The sequence below is a fragment of the Candidatus Lariskella endosymbiont of Epinotia ramella genome (genome assembly GCF_964019805.1).
In the GTDB taxonomy this organism is placed as follows: domain Bacteria; phylum Pseudomonadota; class Alphaproteobacteria; order Rickettsiales; family Midichloriaceae; genus Lariskella.
This window is the reverse complement of the sequence record NZ_OZ026472.1, coordinates 675,695-696,309: the sequence shown is the minus strand read 5'-3', so window position 1 is coordinate 696,309 and position 20,615 is coordinate 675,695. Positions and strand designations below refer to the sequence as shown.

The 20,615-nt window shown below is 34.6% G+C and carries 18 protein-coding genes; 7 read left to right on the top strand and 11 right to left on the bottom strand.

The annotated features are described in order from the left end of the window. Nucleotides 1-18: 18 nt before the first annotated feature. A protein-coding gene (locus tag AACL20_RS03040; protein ID WP_339051669.1) for an IS5 family transposase occupies nt 19-839 on the bottom strand; the annotation gives its coding sequence in 2 pieces (ribosomal slippage) (nt 19-452 and nt 452-839; 822 coding nt in all). Between the two features lie 69 nt (nt 840-908). Between AACL20_RS03040 and AACL20_RS03035 the strand changes: the two genes are divergently transcribed. The 3 genes from AACL20_RS03035 (at nt 909) to AACL20_RS03025 (ending at nt 3,271) form a co-directional block, all read left to right on the top strand. Then, complete coding sequence (locus tag AACL20_RS03035; protein ID WP_339052587.1) at nt 909-1,793, top strand: DMT family transporter; 885 nt, start codon at nt 909-911, stop codon at nt 1,791-1,793. An 87-nt stretch (nt 1,794-1,880) separates the two neighbouring features. Then, on the top strand, nt 1,881-2,408 hold the full coding sequence (locus AACL20_RS03030; protein WP_339052586.1) for a DNA-processing protein DprA: 528 nt from the start codon (nt 1,881-1,883) through the stop codon (nt 2,406-2,408). 42 nt (nt 2,409-2,450) lie between these two features. Beyond that, nucleotides 2,451-3,271 (top strand): IS5 family transposase gene (locus AACL20_RS03025; RefSeq protein WP_339051669.1). Its coding sequence is split into 2 segments (ribosomal slippage): nt 2,451-2,838 and nt 2,838-3,271, totalling 822 coding nucleotides; the frame shifts between segments, so codons are not numbered across the junction. Between the two features lie 240 nt (nt 3,272-3,511). Here the strand turns inward: AACL20_RS03025 and yidD are convergent. Together yidD and AACL20_RS03020 are read right to left on the bottom strand one after the other, a co-directional pair. Continuing rightward, a complete protein-coding gene (yidD, locus tag AACL20_RS06910) occupies nt 3,512-3,700 on the bottom strand; it encodes a membrane protein insertion efficiency factor YidD (protein ID WP_410519933.1) in 189 nt (62 codons plus the stop codon). Nucleotides 3,701-3,881: 181 nt separating this feature from the next. After that, complete coding sequence (locus AACL20_RS03020; protein WP_339052585.1) at nt 3,882-4,235, bottom strand: HU family DNA-binding protein; 354 nt, start codon at nt 4,233-4,235, stop codon at nt 3,882-3,884. 913 nt (nt 4,236-5,148) lie between these two features. Between AACL20_RS03020 and AACL20_RS03015 the strand changes: the two genes are divergently transcribed. After that, nucleotides 5,149-7,344: a type IV secretion system protein gene (locus AACL20_RS03015; protein WP_339052584.1), complete on the top strand. Its 2,196-nt coding sequence runs from the start codon at nt 5,149-5,151 to the stop codon at nt 7,342-7,344. A 646-nt stretch (nt 7,345-7,990) separates the two neighbouring features. After that, entirely contained in the window at nt 7,991-8,896 is a 906-nt protein-coding gene (locus tag AACL20_RS03010; protein WP_339052583.1) for an Rpn family recombination-promoting nuclease/putative transposase, read from the top strand. Between the two features lie 371 nt (nt 8,897-9,267). Here AACL20_RS03010 and AACL20_RS06905 read toward each other — a convergent pair whose 3' ends face one another. The 5 genes from AACL20_RS06905 to AACL20_RS02990 form a co-directional block, all read right to left on the bottom strand. Further along, a complete protein-coding gene (locus AACL20_RS06905) occupies nt 9,268-9,387 on the bottom strand; it encodes a transposase (protein ID WP_410519932.1) in 120 nt (39 codons plus the stop codon). A gap of 96 nt (nt 9,388-9,483) precedes the next feature. Continuing rightward, entirely contained in the window at nt 9,484-9,630 is a 147-nt protein-coding gene (locus tag AACL20_RS03005) for a hypothetical protein (protein WP_339052582.1), read from the bottom strand. 184 nt (nt 9,631-9,814) lie between these two features. Next, a complete protein-coding gene (gene lpxC, locus AACL20_RS03000; protein WP_339052581.1) occupies nt 9,815-10,696 on the bottom strand; it encodes a UDP-3-O-acyl-N-acetylglucosamine deacetylase in 882 nt (293 codons plus the stop codon). Then, nucleotides 10,680-11,240, bottom strand: a complete 561-nt coding sequence (gene rsmD / locus AACL20_RS02995) for a 16S rRNA (guanine(966)-N(2))-methyltransferase RsmD (protein ID WP_339052580.1) — start codon at nt 11,238-11,240, stop codon at nt 10,680-10,682. The genes lpxC and rsmD overlap by 17 nt, the downstream gene beginning before the upstream one ends. 35 nt (nt 11,241-11,275) lie before the next feature. Continuing rightward, entirely contained in the window at nt 11,276-11,641 is a 366-nt protein-coding gene (locus AACL20_RS02990; RefSeq protein WP_339052579.1) for an HIT domain-containing protein, read from the bottom strand. Nucleotides 11,642-12,225: 584 nt separating this feature from the next. Between AACL20_RS02990 and AACL20_RS02985 the strand changes: the two genes are divergently transcribed. Further along, on the top strand, nt 12,226-13,209 hold the full coding sequence (locus tag AACL20_RS02985) for an RluA family pseudouridine synthase (RefSeq protein ID WP_339052578.1): 984 nt from the start codon (nt 12,226-12,228) through the stop codon (nt 13,207-13,209). Between the two features lie 277 nt (nt 13,210-13,486). On the opposite strand, the gene AACL20_RS02980 is transcribed toward AACL20_RS02985, so the two are convergent. Further along, nucleotides 13,487-15,970 (bottom strand): ankyrin repeat domain-containing protein, encoded by a 2,484-nt coding sequence (locus AACL20_RS02980; protein WP_339052577.1) that lies wholly within the window; start codon nt 15,968-15,970, stop codon nt 13,487-13,489. 943 nt (nt 15,971-16,913) lie between these two features. On the opposite strand from AACL20_RS02980, the gene AACL20_RS02975 reads away from it, so the two are divergent. Further along, entirely contained in the window at nt 16,914-17,726 is an 813-nt protein-coding gene (locus AACL20_RS02975; protein WP_339052576.1) for an ankyrin repeat domain-containing protein, read from the top strand. A gap of 22 nt (nt 17,727-17,748) precedes the next feature. Here the strand turns inward: AACL20_RS02975 and AACL20_RS02970 are convergent, their stop codons facing one another. Both AACL20_RS02970 and AACL20_RS02965 read right to left on the bottom strand, forming a co-directional pair. Continuing rightward, nucleotides 17,749-18,963 carry an IS256 family transposase gene (locus AACL20_RS02970; protein ID WP_339051785.1) on the bottom strand — a complete coding sequence of 405 codons (1,215 nt, stop codon included), beginning with the start codon at nt 18,961-18,963 and terminating at the stop codon, nt 17,749-17,751. Between the two features lie 50 nt (nt 18,964-19,013). Beyond that, the gene (locus tag AACL20_RS02965) at nt 19,014-20,558 is read right to left on the bottom strand and encodes an ankyrin repeat domain-containing protein (protein WP_339052575.1); all 1,545 of its coding nucleotides are present in this window, start codon (nt 20,556-20,558) and stop codon (nt 19,014-19,016) included. Between the last annotated feature and the right edge of the window lie 57 nt (nt 20,559-20,615).

Sequence of the window (20,615 nt, the reverse complement as noted above, 5' to 3'; positions counted from 1 at the left end):
ACCTCTTGCATAACCTATTTAAAGCTCAAAGTTATAGATACCAGCAAGTAAATTAAACCTTAAACCGAATCGTTTTCTTCTGTTCCTATAACGATCAGCGATAATTTTAAATCGTTTGATCATGCCTATGACGTTTTCATTTAAAACACGTTCACTAGACAATTGACGATTTTTCTTTTTATCTTTCCTGCTTAGTGGTCGCTTTTTTGTCTTTTTCTTTGGTAACTCTGAATTATAATGCAACTTATCAATGCCTTGATAACCAGTATCTGTAAGAACTTTAATCTCAGGGTGGATGTGAACTCCGGATTCTTTAAATAACCTGAAATCATGACGCTTGCCATTAGAAAAATTAGTGCAAATGATTTCTTTTTTCCTTTTATCCACAATAAGCTGAGTTTTTAGAGTATGTCGCCTCTTTTTTCCCGAATAAAAGTGCTTCTGTTTTTTTTAGGTCGTTCTATCGGTGTTTCAGTAGCATCAATTAACACAAGTTCGTATTCAGAATCGCTTTTTAGTAATGCTTTACGTCCAGGTAGTGAAAATCGTTTATCTTTAATTAGAGTATCTTCAATCCAACGTATATTACGATAACAGGCACTTTCACTTATTCCATAACTGCGGGAAATATGAAAATATGTCCTGTATTCACGCAAGTACTCAAGCGTCATGAGTAATCGATCTTCTAAAGCCAATTTATTGGGTTTTCCACCTTGAGACTTTAAAATAGCTTCAGCTTCTTTTAATATACTTAGTATAACTTCAAACGTTCCTCGTTTAATGCCAGTAAGCCTGCGAAACTCTTCTGCGTATTCATCTTTGATGTTTTCAAACTTCATGTTATCCTTGATAAAATCAAGGATTTTAATCAATTTATATGGTTATGCAAGAGGTCTATTATATTTCAGATGTCACACGTAAATAGAGGATTCGTCTTAATGATCGCATCATGTATACTCTATGCGTTTTTAAATTCTTTGATAAAATACATGGGATATTCTGTAGATCCGTTGTTTTTGGTATTTTGCAGAAGTTTTTTTGCAGTATTAATATTACTCCCTTTTGTGCTTGCAAATCATAGGGTGGATATGAAATTTCTGATTGGTAAAAGTGTGATATTGCCAAATTTAGTGAGGGTTGGGCTTGGTTTCGTTGGAGACTGTTTTTGGTTTATAGCAATGCAGCATATGAATATCACAGAGTGTGTAGCGATCAGTTTTACAACTCCACTGTTTATAATGCTATTTTCTATAATCTTTCTGGCAGAGAAGGCAGATATTAAACAGTGGGCATTACTATTGATTGGATTTTTGGCTGCGATCTATATTAACACTCCAGATATAAAAATGATGAATTATTACAGTTTCCTTGAGCTTATTGCTGCTGCACTCTGGGCTAGCTGTGCGATTATCTTGAAGAAATTTGTGATATCTCATGTTCATCCAGTATCAATAGTTTTTTTTACATCTGCTGCAACGTGTTTTTTATCTGCTCCGATAGCTGTTGCATATTTTGCTAAATTAGATCTGTTCCAAGTTCTATGCGTAATTTCTATGAGTATTTGTATGATATTTGCGAAGCTTTGTGCTGCTTTTGCATATAAATTTTCACAGCTTAGTACCATAATACCTTTGGATTTTAGTAGGCTGATTTTTAACTCAATTTTAGCTTATATAATATTTGGAGAAGTGCTAAGTCAGCGTACATTTGTTGGTGCTGCTATTATAGTAGTTAGCAGCTCATATTTGCTATATTTACATAATAAACTTATGAAAAAGGTAAAGGAAGGTTGATTTTATATTTGTATGATGCTAAACTATGGCGTTTATTTATTTTTATGTTATTATATGTAGCCAAGTTATTGCTTCAGGGAAATTATTGTGAATTCTACGAAAATTCAGTGGTTGCGTTTGTCTGGGGCGACAAGAATTGGCCCCAGGTCATTCATGGAGCTTTTAAATGTTTTTCAAACTGCTGAGAATGCCATAGATTATTTGTCTGAACTAAATAAAAGGGGTCGTACTAAAGGTAAGATAAATATTCCATCTTATAGCGAAGTTGAAAGAGAGATGGAGTATTACGATAAAATTGGTGCTCATGTGCTGATTGCAAATGAGAAAAGTTATCCAAAAATGCTTAAGGAGATAAGCAATTATCCACCAGTTCTAGTATGTAGAGGGAGGCTTGAGCTTCTGCTGAGTAATAAGATTGCAGTAGTTGGTTCTAGAAATGCTTCTTCAAACGGGTTGAATTTTGCTAAGACGATTTCAAGAGATTTAGGGGCGGCTGGATATGTTGTCGTCTCCGGGCTTGCAAAAGGAATAGATGCGGCTGCGCATTCTGGAGCCTTAAAATTTGGCACTATAGGAGTAATTTCTTGTGGGATAAATAATAGACCTCTTGCATAACCATATAAATTGATTAAAATCCTTGATTTTATCAAGGATAACATGAAGTTTGAAAACATCAAAGATGAATACGCAGAAGAGTTTCGCAGGCTTACTGGCATTAAACGAGGAACGTTTGAAGTTATACTAAGTATATTAAAAGAAGCTGAAGCTATTTTAAAGTCTCAAGGTGGAAAACCCAATAAATTGGCTTTAGAAGATCGATTACTCATGACGCTTGAGTACTTGCGTGAATACAGGACATATTTTCATATTTCCCGCAGTTATGGAATAAGTGAAAGTGCCTGTTATCGTAATATACGTTGGATTGAAGATACTCTAATTAAAGATAAACGATTTTCACTACCTGGACGTAAAGCATTACTAAAAAGCGATTCTGAATACGAACTTGTGTTAATTGATGCTACTGAAACACCGATAGAACGACCTAAAAAAAACAGAAGCACTTTTATTCGGGAAAAAAGAGGCGACATACTCTAAAAACTCAGCTTATTGTGGATAAAAGGAAAAAAGAAATCATTTGCACTAATTTTTCTAATGGCAAGCGTCATGATTTCAGGTTATTTAAAGAATCCGGAGTTCACATCCACCCTGAGATTAAAGTTCTTACAGATACTGGTTATCAAGGCATTGATAAGTTGCATTATAATTCAGAGTTACCAAAGAAAAAGACAAAAAAGCGACCACTAAGCAGGAAAGATAAAAAGAAAAATCGTCAATTGTCTAGTGAACGTGTTTTAAATGAAAACGTCATAGGCATGATCAAACGATTTAAAATTATCGCTGATCGTTATAGGAACAGAAGAAAACGATTCGGTTTAAGGTTTAATTTACTTGCTGGTATCTATAACTTTGAGCTTTAAATAGGTTATGCAAGAGGTCTAATGTTTTAATTGATTGTGACTTATATAAACCAATCAATAAACATAACGTGAGATAAGCAATAACGATGATGATATCCATTGTATGCATATTGTAATTTAAACTTATAGTTATATTCAATAAGCATACAATTATACTACAAGTTGATTACAAATCATAATTTTATCTTAAAGATATACATCTAATAAATCTCTGCTATTCAGAAGAAACTGCGCAACACTTTAAGGATAGTCAATACCACCCTTAGAAAAGCTACTACATCTTATTATCCTACTTGCAATCATATGCATTGCTTTTGATAAATTATATTTTTTTAAAGCAGATACTGCATATTCTGAACAACTGGGATAGAATCTACAAGCCTTTGGTAATACTGGTGAAATCAGTATCCTATAGATATTTATGATCATCAAAAATGCTATTTTCATGCTTGTCCTGATATTTTATAAACCACTCAAATCAATATACAACAACTCCTCATTTATCAGAGCATGATATACCATACAAATGATTAACGCTGATGAGCAGCTCACTTGCCTCTCGCGCAAGTACGAAATATAATCTCTTATTTCTCTTTTATTAATTTTGCTGCTACTTTTTTGATATAGCACTGCTATCATGCTTTATATCACTTTCACTGCCTGAAACTGCGCCTCTGTTCAATACAACCTTCACCTCTTTGCTTAGGCGCACTTGCACAGAACCCTTTGGCTCCGAGAGCATATAACTCCCAGTTCTTGGGTTCCTTACCACCTTCTCACCTCTCACTTTGACAGATAACGAACAAAATTTTCGAAGTTCTACCCTATCACCAGATACTAGCGCTGCAATTAAAGAGTCAAAAAACACATCAACTGCCTTTCGGATTGCATCATCACTAACCTTCTGATTTTGTTCAGCGATCTTTGACACTATAGCAGATTTTAATAATATCTTCTTATTCAAGTTCGTTCATTTTATAAAATTTTACCATGTAGAAAGATTATCATATTACATTCTTTTCGTCTATATTATGGAGATATTTTAAAGACAGATATATGCTTTATATATTCTTCTTAAGAGAGTATATCACAACTATATGCTTTAAGATATTGCTGTATAGAAATATAGAGCTTTAACAAATTTTGCAAAGAAATACGTTAAATTGCACTATTTATCAAATGCACTAACACACTTTTATCGCAGCTAATTTGAAAATTTTACTATGAATTTCGGAAGCATATAGCAAAAGTGCTAGCTCTGATTTTATCGTCACTGTTAATTAAATATGAGTTAACTTTTAATTGTTGCTTTACGTGTACTATGATTTCACTTAAGTTTTAATAATATAGAGTGGACTTTCCAGCCTAAAGCGATTTTAAAATTTAGCATGTTGCTGTTATGGCGCTTATAATACTGATAACATAAGTGCACGTACGAAGATTTTGATAGCATGATTTTCTAGAGCACAAGTTAATTGCTGCGCCTGATTATTTGCAAAGAAATTAACGAAGTAATATGAAACATTAGGTCAAAAATGTCTTCACAATGATTTGGTTAACAAGACTATAGCAGACTCTTACGCACTTAATTTCTAAAGCTTGTGGTTATTACTTGATATAGATTTTCTATTGGCTTTGTGATCATATAACGCGAATAAGTTAATATTCGTTACAAGTGTAATACTAGAATATAGATGAATATGAGATTGTTTGTTATATATTCGTAGCTTCTAGATACTAAAATACCAATTGAGTCTCTATATCATTCTTAGAGTTACTACAATGTGTCTTTGATAAATGTTCATTTTTTCGTTAATGTTTTAAACTCTAAGTTCATATTTAACAGTTCGTTTTTAATAAGATATATAAATATGCCTGTGAGATTGTTTCCTCGTATAGTAGTGCAACTACTTTTTCTCATTGTTATTTGTTATGCAGAAGCTTTAGCTGATGATTCCAGTGTCTGCATAGCTGCTAATGATTTTGGATTAGGTGGCGTCTTTAAAATACGTGCAAACCCTGATGAAGGGAATTCTGGACCAACCAAATTGCTCAGAACCCAACCAAAAAAAGCTCAAATTGCTCCATGGATCGACACTGAACTTTATGCTTCTGGGAACACATTGGATAATGGTGGCAATTTGCTTGCAGCCATTACTGGATCTTGGAATCCGTGGGGTATTGGAGGAGGTTCTTGTAAATACTTAAACTGCGATCCTGCAAAACCTCATGATGCAGTTTGTCTGCCTAGTGGTGAAATAGTTGATGACAGCATAGAAAATGCACCATGTATTGTAGCTGATGGATATGGATTATATGGTCTTATTGCAATATTAAAAGACGGTGTATATCAAGATCCTAATAAAATTGAGAATGCAACATCTTTGCCACAAACATATTTTAGAACTTTTAATGTCACACCTTTAAAAAAAGGTGACATAAGAAGACCTGACATAGATAGTGGAGCGCCAGAACAGAAAAATAAATACGAATACCATTTTGAAATCTCACAAACTCAATATTGTGACATAAATTCGAATTGCGTGCCTGATACAAATCCAGACGGTAGCCCAGCTGTGCTTGAAGGCCGTCTATTCTTTAAAATCTTAGACAGATATTATCAAGATAATACTGGTTCTTATGAAATCAATATATTGAGCGGTGTTTATAGTGAGCGCGGCTTTATAGAAACAACAATAAAATTTTTCCAAGATACAATTTTGCGTGTTACAGATCGCATATATCAATCCATAACCACTGACAGCAACTTCATAAACATAGTAAGAGCGTTACTGCTATTATATATAATCTCCTCTTCAATTGGGTTTATGCTCGGTGTTTTGAAAATGAATCAATCCGAATTGATAATTAGGATTGTGAAAATAGGCCTTGTTGCCACATTAATATCAGAAGGAAGCTGGGAATTTTTTAACAAGTACCTATTCACGTATTTTACTGAAGGCGCAGAATCTATTGGTATTATGATAATAAAAGCTTCGCTATTTAACGATGAGGGAATTCCTAATTACATTTTGCCTAAAGACGCAACACCTCTTGCAGTATATGACAGCCTTCTTAAAATGCTAACAATGCCGCCAATACATATAAAGATAGCTGCTCTGCTTTTTTATAAATGGCAGCTTTATTGGATACCTTGCATATACATATGCATATTTTTAATCTTGTGGGCCATATTTAAGTCTGTTGTTCTTTATCTGCTTGCCATAATGCAGTTTGCTTTATTGCTAGTTGCAGCTCCCATATTCTTAATTATGATGCTGTTTAAGATTACATCAAGCCTCTTTGATGCATGGCTTAAGAATTGCATAGCTGTAGCTATATTATATTTATTAATCTCAGCCAGTATAGCTATGATGATGGCCCTCATAGTAAATCAAATCACATCTCTTCTTGGATATGAAGTTTGCTGGCAAACCGTTTGGGAACTTAAGTTGTTATGGCTTACGATTTTCGAGTTGAAGTTTTGGTATCCACAATCAGATACTCAGGTTTTGGACTCCATAAATGCTATAAACTTCTTTGCTTTCTTAGTGGTTTGTTTCTTGTTTAAATCTTTTATAGAAAGCCTGCCATCATTTGCTGATATGCTTAGTAATGCTGTCAGAACTCCTCTAATATCAATGTATGACAATATGATTAGGTCATATAATCAATCTCCGCTTGCTGGGCTTGGTGCAAAAGTGCGTGCGTTGAATCCTATAGGGATGTTGCTCGATAGAAAAGGAAGCGTTACTCGCACTGGTATTGATGCTATTAGTGGTATTTATGGAATGGGTGAGTCGATTGTTGACAAGATCGACGACAAACTAGGATATGAAAGAAGAGAATTTGGAAGACGTCCAATTGATGATAGGTTTAATGACAGGGATGATAGCGGCCCAGACAACATGCACCATGCATCGCAGCAAGGTCAGCCGCAAGATAATCAGGATAACGCTAGTAGTAATCAGTCACGAGATGCACAAGGAGCAGCGGAACAAAATTCCAATAATAATAGAGGAAATGCTGGTGGTGACGAGCAAGATAATGACCCTGGAGGTGCAAGAAGATAGAGCACGCTTAAATTTTCTAAAAAGACGAAGTTAGAGTGTTCTGTTATTTAAGGAAGTTGGTATAATATAGAAAATCAGGCCAAATGTGGTCTCTGCAAGTGGCTTTGGTGAGCAGAATAATATTCAGGCAAGGCGCTAAATAATTAGAAACTCATCTAAAATAGTTTGTTATAAAACATAAAGCTTATTATCTGATAATTATCAATATAATAAAATATTTCATCTAAAAAGTTCGTTGCTATCTTACTCTAAATTAAATACCTTAAACATAGACGAATTAGTGAACAAACTCATTACGGTATAGACTTAGAATGACACTACAAATATAGGCTCTATTATATACGCGGAGAACGTTGAAAATGATGCTATATTTAATATTCTGAATATACATAACGCTGGTACATTAACAGCAGGGAATAAAATGTACTTTTTAGGTAAGAGAGTTTATAATGAAGGCTTTATAAGTGCAAAGATGATCTGTATGCCAAATGCCTTATACGCAGGACCTGGCACGCTTGAAGCTGATATAAACTGCACCTTATGCTGCTATTTTTAGTAATGTTTATAGATATTTTCTATGTTTTATATTACAATAAACGATGCATATTGACAATAAATTAAATAAAGCATTGCATAAAAACAAAAGATGTCACTTTCCAAATATCTAGATCCTAAAAATGATGTTGCGTTTAAGAAGATCTTTGGCACTGAAAAGAACAAGGATATTCTGATACATTTCATCAATGATGTTTTGGAAATGAAGGGTAAAAATAAGATCCAGTCAGTGGAGTTCTTAAGTCCTGTTCAGGATCCAGAAATCGCATATCAAAAGCAATCTATTGTTGATGTGCTTTGCAAAGACGCAAGTGGCGTTCAATATATAATAGAAATGCAAATCTCTCCAAGCAAAGGTTTTGAGAAAAGAGCGCAGTATTATGCAGCTAAAGCTTATGGAAGGCAGGCAGCAAGAGGATCTGACGGAATGGGCCTTTATTGCAACTTGAAAAAAATAATCTTCATAGCAATTTTAGATTGCATACTTTTTCCAGATAAAGAAAGTTATAAATCTGACCATATTATTTTAGACAAAGTAACATATGAGAATGACTTAAAAGATTTCTCATTTACGTTTATTGAGCTTCCAAAGTTTAAGAAAAAGCCAGGAGATAAGCTAGATAATATCTTGCAAAAGTGGTGTTATTTCTTTAAGTATGCTGATCAAACATCTGAGTCTGATCTTCAGAAGCTCATAGAAAGTGATCTAATAATTAAAAGAGCGTATGAAGCATTAGACCAGTTTGGTTGGTCAGAACAAGAGTTACTATCATATGAAGAGCAGCAAAAACGTATCTTGGATCACCAATCTATGCTAGACGCGGCTCTGGATAAAGGAATGAGTATAGGCCTTGAGAAAGGTAAGATAGAAGGTAAGATAGAAACTGCTAAGAACTTATTGTTGGAAGGATTTGACATTGATATTATCGAACGTGCGACTGGACTCTCTAGAGCTGATATACTAAGCCTCCAGCATGAAATCAAGACAACAAATTAGAGCTTACTACTTGCCTCGTCTCATCACTTAATGGTCTGATACTAAAGATCGTGCAAGTCGTGTCAAACTTAAGAAGTGCATCCGCCAAAAGTATGCATTTTAGCTTTTTAAATGCCTTGATATAACTTGATATTGTGTGTTTTATTGCTCAGCTGATGGTATCTGTGTCAATTTATTGTGATTTTTATGGCAGAATGAGAAAAATATCTGTAAAGCGTGCCTTTTCCATTAGATGACAATCATGTGGGTGTGTTATATGCTTTGGTTGAACTGTTGTGTTAATAATCATGGCTGCCAAATCTTTTTTTAACTGCGCCAATCCTACAGCCTATTCTGACCAGCTCCCTTAATATCTCACGACAACCAGATTCTCACAGATCTTGACGAAATCTTCTTATGCAACTGTCAGATACAATTATGTCATTTTTGAAATAGTCATATCCACAAAAATACTGCCAATATGCATTTTCCTGAAGGCCACTCCTCGGTATAACAATCAGAGGCGTTTGAAATGGCTTTGCAGCATAAACAACCTTAGCATAACACGACGGTCTTTACGGCTTCTACCATATCGTTTCGCAGAAACTTTACCAAAAATTCGCTCCTAAAAGACCACACCAATCAACTTTCGATCTTAATTTATATAACTTATGTTGTGGATTCAAACTATCAGATAATCTCTCCTCAAATATTCTACTTTGAGTGTTATTAATTTTCACTTCTTCTCCTGGCATATAATACAAATTCGTAAGGTTTTTGGGTCTTTTATAACATTTTCTTACGGATTTAAAATACTATTTTGACACTTTAAACAGCATTTTACACCACTTCTGAGACTTCTGGCGCGCGTACTACTTAGAGTTATGACGCAGTAGAACTACACAATAATTTGGTCCACAATGTATAGCTTGTTGTACTTCAGAATATAGGCGGCAAGACTATTGCGTAATTGTTCTCATTTTCAAATATTGTATGTAAAAGCTTGTTGTTTAACATGTGTCCTGATTTTATAGCTTCTACATAACCAATCAACTCATACCCAGCAAGGTATAAGTCTCCTATACAATCCAAAACCTTATGCCTAACAAACTCATCTTCATAGCGCAATCCCTCATCATTCACAACGCCATTAGCCGATACGCCGACTGCATTCTTAAGAGAAGCACCTTTTGCAAGCCCTCTAGACTGCAGCATCTCGATCTCCTCAATAAAACCAAATGTTCTTGCTTTTGCTACTTCGGCAGCAAAGCTACATTTATTTGAGTCAAAAATATATCTCTGTGTTCCTATACTTGGGTGCAAAAACGATATTGTAAAGTCTATAACAAAACCATCATACGGACGAATTTTAATACTTTTATCGTTTTGCCTCACCTCAACATCCTTTAACATTTTCAATCGTTTTGTAGGAATTTCTTGATTAATATATCCAACACTTTGTATTAAATTCACAAAGCATAAAGCACTACCATCAAGCGCAGGAACCTCAGGCGCATCTATCTCAACTATGACATTGCTGATTCTATATGCAGCCAAAGCAGCCATTAAATGCTCGACAGTCATAACACTCACACCGCACTCATTAGATAATACCGTACAAAATCCAGTATCCGAAACGCTTAAAAATGAAGCTTGCACTTCATTTCCACCATCCACATCTATGCGAATAAATTTAATCCCAGAATTTACAGGTGCAGGTTTTAACGTGAGATTTGCAATCTTTCCAGTGTGAAGTCCTACACCACTGCATGACACGGTGCTTTTGATCGATCTTTGCATCATTTTAATTTGCCAATCCACAAAATACTACTTTAGTATTTCCATATTCTCTACAGTCAAAAACCGTAATATCATTTGGAGTTTTTATAAAATTACGTTTAGCAACTTCAATAACTAACACTCCATCATCAGACAAAAGCTTGTTCCTTACAATAGAGTCTACACTCTCGTATGCAAAAGAGCTATTATAAGGTGGATCTACATATATCAACCCATACTGCCCAGTTACCTTACTCAAATCTCTAGCATCCATACAAAGATATTCCACACTCTCACGTATATTAATGCGATTCACATTACTCTTTAAATGCTGTATGTTATGCGAGCTAATATCAACAAAAGTTACGTGTGAAGCTCCAACAGAAAGTGCTTCTATTCCAAAAGCACCACTACCACAGTATACATCAAGCACACGAACGCCATTAAAATTTGCGGCAGCTCTAAGCACATTGAACACAGCAGCTCTAATTTTTGACTGCGTAGGTCTCAACCCAAACTTCCTGCAGTGTACTACACTTGGCAGCAATATCTTGCGATTTTTATATTTACCAACATTGATACGCATTCACTAGCCTCGAAACATATACCTCAAAAAGAAACTCAGCTAATAAATTTGCCAAGATGTTTTTTCCCAAGCAAGTGGATATGAAAATGATAGACAGTCTGCTCCGCATCATTTCCGTGATTAGCCACAATTCTGTATCCCGATTCTTCCAAGCCAAGAAGCTTAGCAACTTTTTGCACAGAAAGAAAGAAACTACTAACAAATGATGGATCTGCTTTTTGCACAAAGTCATTAAAGGAAATGCATTCAAACTTAGGTATCACAAGAACATGCACAGGTGCAGCAGGCGCTATATCATTAAAAGCTAGAGAGAATGCATCCTCATATATCACATTTGCTTGTATTTCTCTGCGTAATATCTTTGCAAATATATTGTCAGCATTATATATTTTTTCGCTCATTTCATGAACCAATGCACAGATTAATTGATTTTTACAAGGCTGACTTAGCCAGGATACTACGTACAACTTTTTTAGCTATAAGTCAACTTCACACTTACCTGTAACAATCATTGCTAAAACCAACAGAGCAATACTATAAATTATAATAAAAATTCTAGAAGAGAGAAAATTCACACCTTTATCATACGTATTATAAATCAAATGTGCAAATATTGCAAACTTAACATTTACATGCAGACCTTGTTATATCTGACTAATGCTTAAAATACCATGGTTGTCTATTAATAACACGAGTGTATGACAGATTTTTTCAACAATACAAAGAGGTACATATATACAAGTTTTATTACTTTAGTGACTACTACAAGATATATGGCAACTCGCATTATATATATATACGAAGTTAGACTGCAAAAAGAGTTAGGCAAAGTGAGGGTGCATGTTGTATACACTTGAAAAGTATGATTAGTATACATCGTATGACACAATGACACTACTCTACAACTAATCGCATCGTTGATGTTATTATCATTTCATGATAGGTGTCAACGACACGCTATTTTTAAGCACTGAATTTAATAAGAATGATTAAAAATATCAAAATAGGAATGAACATACATAAAATTTTGATCTCGCAACAAGATGCAGGAACTAGGCTCAGCAAACTGATTAATAAATACTTTGCTACCGTACCATTTACAACTATAGCAAAACTCGTACGCACTGGCCAAATTAGAGTCAATGGAAAGCGTTCAACACTAAATGCAAAGCTTGAAAAAGACGATGAAGTTAGAATTCCAATACATGAATCCACAATCATGAAAAATGTGGATAATATTGATAGAAAATTTTCTGAGCTTGAAAAAAAGATAGCAGCAGAGCTAGTAGAAAGTCTAATATATAAAGATGAAAACATATTGGTGTTAAATAAACCTGCAGGACTTGCAGTACAAGGCGGAAGTAAGATTAAAATAAGCATAGACTCATTATCAAGTTTACTGCAGTTTGAAGCTAATGAAAAGCCTAGATTGGTGCACAGACTAGACAAGGAAACCAGTGGAATACTATTATTAGCTAGAAATAAACAAGCTGCTCAAACATTATCGCTTGCACTAAAAGAACAAAATATACAAAAAAGATATATTGCTATTCTTGATGGAATACCAGAAATAACTGAAGATGTGATTAACATTCCTATTAAAAAATCTCGTCTTCAGTGTCGACAATTTGAAAAAGTTCAGGAAGATAGCGAAGGAAAAAATGCTGTTACAGAGTATAGAGTACTTGATTGCATAAATAATAGTAAAATTCGTCTTTCATTAGTAGAATTTTTATTGATTACTGGACGCACTCACCAGATAAGGGTGCATAGCTCATCTATTGGGTGCCCGGTTCTTGGAGATGAAAAATATGTGAAAAATAAAGCAAATAAAAAAAGTCCTTTGTTTTTGCATGCATGGCAAATCCAGCTTTCTTTATTTGGAAAAAATCTAAAGCTCACAGCACAATTGCCTGATTACTTCACTACTAAGCTCAAAAGCTTGAATATGAAACTCTCTTATAAATAATGCTAATTTTCTATTATAAATAGATATATTATTTCTTGATATGCTAAGTAAATGAGATTTTTTAAAAAAATCAATGCAAAGCTATCTTTATAGTCTGTTCATCAAAAATTTATTTACACAGCAAATTAATTTTTGGCGGATAGACTGGATAACACTCTCTTTTTATGCAGCTTCTGAGACTTTTGGCGTGCGTACTACTGAACCCGCCGTGTACGGAAACAAGTATATGCTGTGATGTTGAAGAGACTGTTGTGAAGTCTCTTCCTACCACGATTCATCACTGTTGATCACTAAAACCGAACATTACTTTATCAAACTCATCCATAAACAAAGTTTCATATGATGTATCATTATAGCTAGCTCCGCAAGCAACATGATATTTTGCTACATACGTACATTCTTCCAATCTATCACTCAGCATTGTGTAGGCATTTTTTATTGCTATCACTGCTTCTGTGCGAGTTATGCCATTTTTCTCAGCATAAGAAATTGCTTCGCTATATTTTTTGATGCGCTCAAAGAAGTTATCTATAATCAATTTATTTCTATTTGTGTCAGTTTGTTCATAATATGAGTTTTCTGGATGGAATTGCACTCCAAGCTGACCAGTTTTGGAAGCTACTGCTTGTACCACCCCTTCTTTAGATACAGCTCCAAGTTTAACATCACCAAGTTGTTCTTGTACTCCAGAGTATTTATGCGACCTATGCACTGGAAATATAACATTTGGAAATACACATTTCTCTAATGCTTCATTTTGCTCAGTTTTAGTAAGTGCTGCAAAATGCGGGAAAGTACCTTTAATGAATGTTACACGATGATCAAGTTCATATTTAGCTACAACATCTAATTTTCCTCCTTTGTTTAGAATAAGATGCTGTGCGCCTGAGCATATGCCAAGGTATGGAATCCCAAATTCATTTGAAACATTCAGCACAGATTGATATAATTTCTCGTTCTCTAGCATCGTCTCACCCTGTATATCTTGTAGAGTAAATGGTACATTTGGGAAGCTATCGCCTGCTCCAGGATTAATAAATCCACTAAATTCTTTAAGAAATTCTGTGTCATTTTGCTGAGCTTGAGACAATGGTAGTATATATATACCGTAGTTCGAATGCACAAAGGGTTTTAGTGCTTCAAGGACATCTGATGACCACATACCTAGTATGTTTGAGACTCCAAGTAAAATTCCAGAAATTGGAACATTGTCATGAAATAGTTTTTGTACAAGATCAGTCTTTTGACGTTGCAACGCATCTCTCATGATTGCCTTGTAATCAAAGTCTAACGATATATTGCCTAAAAAACCATTTAAACTTGGTTTTTTCATCATATTGTAGAGTGTATATTCTATACCTTGAGAGCTAGACAAATTACTGAACAATAGCTCAGTTAATTCAGAATTATTATCAAGCGCCGCTTGATACACTGCGGATTCATCTGCTTTAGCGCCATTTTCAAGTAGCAATTTTACCAATTCTATATTTTTATTTGCAACTGCTATGCGCACTGCATCCGCATCTGCTTTAGCGCCATTTTCAAATAGCAATTTGACTAATTCTATATTTTTATCTTGTACCGCTTGATACACTGCGGATTCATCTGCTTTAGCGCCGTTTTCCAGTAGCAATTTAACCAATTCTATGTTTTTATCTTTCACTGCTATGCGCACTGCGAATTCATCTGCTTTAGCGCCGTTTTCAAATAGTAATTTGACCAATTCTATGTTTTTATCTTGAACTGCTATGTGTACTGTATATGGATCTGCTTTAGCGCCATTTTCAAGCAGCAATTTTACCAATTCTATATTATTTTTATCTTGAACTGCTATGCGTACTGTATATGGATCTGCTTTAGCACCATTTTCAAGCAGCAATTTTACCAATTCTATATTTTTATCTCGTACCGCTTGATCCACTACATATGGATCTACTTTAGCACCGTTTTCAAGCAGCAATTTTAGCAACTCTATATTTTTATCTCGTACCGCTTGATTCACTACATATGCATCTACTTTAGCACCGTTTTCAAGCAGCAATTTTAGCATTTCAAAGTGATTAGATTCGATAGCAGAGTAAACGACAGAGTTAATAACAGCATGCATACTGCCTTCTGTAATTTTCCAGCCATTTTCAATAAGCAACTTAAGAATCTTGATATTTCTATATGATAATGCATATTTTGCCGCATATTCGCTAATTTTTTCTTCTTTTTTTATAAGAGAGTCGAGTTCCTTGTATCCATTATGTCGAACAACAGTTCTGACGATATCTTCGTCAACTTTTTCACAGTGTTTTAATAATAGTTTAAGTGCTTTCTTATGATTTTTAATAAGAGCGATTTCTACGAGACCTGCGTCGACATTTCCACCATTTTTGAGCAGCAATTTTAGTATTATGATGTTATTATTAGATACCGCACTTACCATCATATCTCTATTAATATCTCCACCATGCTTCAATAAGAGTGCTACGGTTTCGCTATCATTTTGCGATACTGCAATATTTACAGCATATTCACTAACTTTTACACCATTTGCAAGCAGAGCATTCATGTTCTCCATGTTTTTTTGCTTTACCGCAATATCTAAGGAGGTTGTGTTGCTACTCATGTGACTTTTAACTAGCAACCTTAGCGCACTGCTATCTATTTCCTTAATCGTTGAATTTCCTGCAGGTAGATCAGTAGTTTCTGTAATCATGGTAGGTAGTCTAAAAAGATCCGTAATTGCAGAAATCATTGCTGACAGTCTTGTCATAAAATTAAGCTCCATATATGATAAGTATTATGATTTATTAGTTACAATTTTAAATTACATATCATTGTATACAGCGTGTTATGCTCTGTTGCAATAACATTGATACTGTCTTAAGGGGTCAAGCATTAAATTTATTTTTCTAGTATACCGATATCTTAATGTGAAAATTATATTACCTGCTTTAGCTATAACATGAACCTATCTAGAATCTTTAAATTAATGGAACCAAGAAGATTCACGCAAAAAGCGCTATAAAGCTGTTGCTTAGGTATTTTCTATTTTTCAAAGGCATATTTTCATAAATTCGCAAGCAATCATTCAATAACAATACATTGTTTTTGGAGCGTATTAATTTTTTAGAAGTGTCTCAAAATGAGTGCTGCGATTTTCCACTTTCCGATAAATGCTTTTTTTATTGAGAGTAGCGTAATTTACTACGTTAAGTCGTTATGTATTGCCATTTATAGTTCTACTTTATTTGCGTCATATAATAGCAAAACTGTGATAATTTATCACTATTAGTTAAAATCCACAAATTATGCAGAGATCTTCTTTAAACAATCATAAAATTTCTTGAGCACTACTATTATTATAGCAAGCTTAATCATTACAATATTCTCTGTTCGAAAGTAATGCATTGTGAATACTCTGTCAAATTAATATATTAATACCGTTCTTTACAGCATAAATTAAACAAAAATGTAATATAAATTATCTTATTGGCTATTGACTATTCTTCTTTTTATGAGATGCTGCGCCCATCTGCAAGTTAATAAAGATTTCATATTTGTTTTTGCCGATTCCCTCCAAAAACTTTTGCAATACTTGTGTTTATAGATATCATTCTATATTAGCATTTATTTGCCTCTATAATTTACTAGAAGTATTTGGAGATTTTATGCTTGTTGTGCTTTCAATTTTAAAAATTTACAGGAAGTAGTCTATGAAAGATGGGGATATATCAAGTAACTTAACATATCAAGAACTATGCAATGCTGCGGAAAAAGGGGCAGAGGCGCTAAATGATTTGATAAAAGACTACAAAGGAAAATTAAAAAAGTTGGATAAAGCACCTTTCTCTGGAGACACTATTATGCACTTTGCTGCCAGGTATGCACCAGATTCACTAAAACTCTTGATAGATAAGTTTGGCTATAACGCGCCTGATATACAAAATGCGGATGGCAACACAGCTGCCCACTATGCGGCAAGGTATAATCCAGACTCATTAAAATTGTTGATCAAGACCTTTCCAGGTAAAGCATTTAATAAACAAAATCACTTTGGTAACACAGCGCTGCACTGGGCAGCAAAGCATAACAAGAAGTCACTAGAACACTTCATAAATAATTTTGAACCTAGTTTTGTGCTTAGTGTCGCAAATAAATTTGGCGAAACGCTAGCGCATCTAGCTGCTAAGCGCAACACAGAATCACTCAAGCTCTTGATAGAAAGCTTTGGAGAGAAAGCGCTTAAAGCAACAAATATCTATGGCGAAACAGCGCTGCACATTGCTGTTCAGCATAATACAGATTCACTCGCAGTCTTACTAAGCCGATTTGCTGAGAGAGTTAAGGAGCTGTTTAAAAGTGAACTGTTTAAGGTGGTAGAGCATGACAATTACGAAGTAACTATTAGTACTGGCAGTCTAGAGACATATTCACAAACATTCCTGGCGGATAATGTAAAAACATTGCTTGATTCCGGAGATAACTATTGCAGCCTCGCAATACAATTTGCGGGTCTTTCTCATTGATTGTGTAAATTTTTTAGAGCCATTAAAATCTCCCATCAAATTTGATTATAAAATGAGCCATAGCTTCATTCCAGTTAGAGATAGGCATGGTCCATTTTTTGGTAATATAATCAATCGTTAGGTATAAAACCTTGAATACCGAATCATCATTTGGGAAAACACGCTTATTTCTTGTAACTTTTCTCAACTGACTATTCAGCGATTCTATAGCATTTGTAGTGTAAATTATCTTACGGATACTCTCTGGATATTGCAGAAATATTACAAGATTCTCCCAATTATTATACCAGGATTTTGCTATATGTGGATATCGTTTACTCCATTTCTTATCAAAAGATTCTAGGGCAAGATGCGCTTCATCTTCAGTAGCAGAGCTATAAATAAGCTTTAAATCTGATGCCAATAATTTTCTGTCTTTATATGATACATACTTCAGGCTATTTCTAATTTGATGTACTATACAAAGCTGATGCTCAGTTTTGGGATAACTTGCGCATATAGCTTCAGACATACCAGTCAGGTTATCACTACAGGCAATTAATATATCTTTTAATCCTCGATTCTTCAATTCAGTAAAATTACTAAGCCAGAATTTAGATCCTTCATTCTCACTTATCCATAATCCTAAAATATCTTTCCGGCCCTGTAAATCTATACCCAGCGCAACATATACTGATTTATTAATTATCTGTTTATCTTGCCTTACCTTAACTATTAAACAATCAAAATATACTATAGGATATAATGGTTCAAGAGGTCTACTCTGCCAAATTCTAACCTCATCAATTACATCATCTGTAACCCTACTAATTAAACTCTCACTAACTTCTGCTCCATATAATTCTTGTAATTGGATCTTGATATCAGACAAACTCATCCCCTTGGCATACAGAGATATTATCTTTTGATCTAAACCATCTATTCTTGTTTGATTCTTGGAGACAATTACAGGTGCAAATTTACCTTCTCTATCTCGCGGAATATTTAACTCGATACTGCCATTCTCAGTAATCAAATTCTTATTATAATGACCATTCCTGCAATTCTCAGTTTCAGACCTATCATATTTGTTATAACCTAAGTGTTCAGACATTTCTGCCTGCAAGGCTCTCTCCAAAATACTCTTCGTTAATTCCTTAATCAATCCATCCTGCTTCAGTACTGTCTTTAAATCCGCTCCTCCTTCTATCAGTAAATCTATCGCTTCATTTATTTTCTTATTCTTTTCTGTCTTCATTCTAATTACCTATATTCTTTATTAATTCCAAATATAGGCTCTACTATAATTTACACAATCTTTGATAAAGACTCCATATTGCCTAAAGTAGTTGCGCTTTCAGAAAGTACTGGCATGCTTTTGATTATGTTTGCATATATATTACTATCACCCGTGCTGCTATCGCCTGTGCTTTCATGTGCGCTACTATCATTTGTACTACTATCATCTGTGCTTTCCCCTTTACTAGAATCTTTCAGCAAATGCTCTTCAAATAGAGTGGAATGTTTTGGTATTGCTTTTTCTTGTGAAGTGCGCTTCTTTCCGCTTGCAAATGCAGTTAAATTTTCTATAACTTCAGGGCCGCAGTTGCTGTAGTGTTGTTTTTCTATTTCTGCTATTACTCGCTCCGTAGAATAACCTCTAGATTCTAGCTCTGCTCTAACTTTTGCAAAAAGCGATGCAGGGAGAGGATTTCGTTCAGAATCCATGTAGTGGAGCACAACTCTGTCGCCATGTTTCCTCGCTGCAATTCCAACCAAATGCTTTCCACCTATGTTGAGCGGCATTAGTATTGTCTCTTTGGCAGAAGCTAAGATAAATGATGATAGCTTAGCAGCAATATCATCACTATTATTTTCTCTTAAAGTATAATTTGCCTCAAGCACATCAACTGACTTTAGTGCACCTGGCTTTGCATCCTCAATTCTAAGTTTTAGCAAAAGAGACACTTGATCTTGGTAATAATAAGAAAGTGCTGCAGGAATCTCTGGGATGGAAATTCCGCTTTCTGCGCCGTATATCTTATTACCATCGAGAAAATCATTTATTAACTTAAGCGAGTTAGGATTATTTGCCACTAAATCCATTACTGTTCGACCAAATATATCTTCCTTATGCAGCAAGCTTTTGACCTTCTCTGGGAACTTCTCTATTAATAATTTTAGTGATTCTGGATTATATTCAGCAGCTGAGCTTAGCGCTGTATTTCCACTATTATCTTTTTCATCAAGCACATCAACTCCCAATTTATCGATCAAGAATTCTAGTGACTTTGTGTTATTCTTTGCTGCAAAGTGCGATGCTGTATGGCCAAAGTTGTTTTTTGACAAAAGCATTTTCTCTCCAAATGTATCTACTAAGAGTTTGAGTGAGTTGAGGTTATTTATGGCGGCGACATGCAGTATTGTGTTACCATGGTTATTTTGTACTTGAAGTACTTTCTTTCCAAATTTCTTTATAAAGAAGCTTAGCGAATCTGGATTGTGAGCTGCAGCAAAATGTAGCGCTGTATTGCTACCGTGATTTTTTACTTCAAGCACTTTATCTTTGAATACATCTATTAATAGTTCTAGTGCGCTTGGGTGATTATTAACAGCCCAGTGCAGAGCGGTGTTGCCATGGTTATTTTGTACCTTGAGCACCTGCTCTCCAAATCTCTCTACCAAAAGCTTTAGTGAATCTAAATTATTGATATTAGCAAAGTGAAGTATAGTGTTTCCATTACTATCTTGTATATTCAGCACTTCTTCTCCAAGCAAATCTATCAGGAGTTTTAATGATGCTGGATTCTTAGCAGCAATATGCAATGCTAAATTCCCAATTTGATTTTCCACTTGAGAGTTTTCACAATTAGATAGAGATATGATATGATCACTGTTTTAAGAACTAAA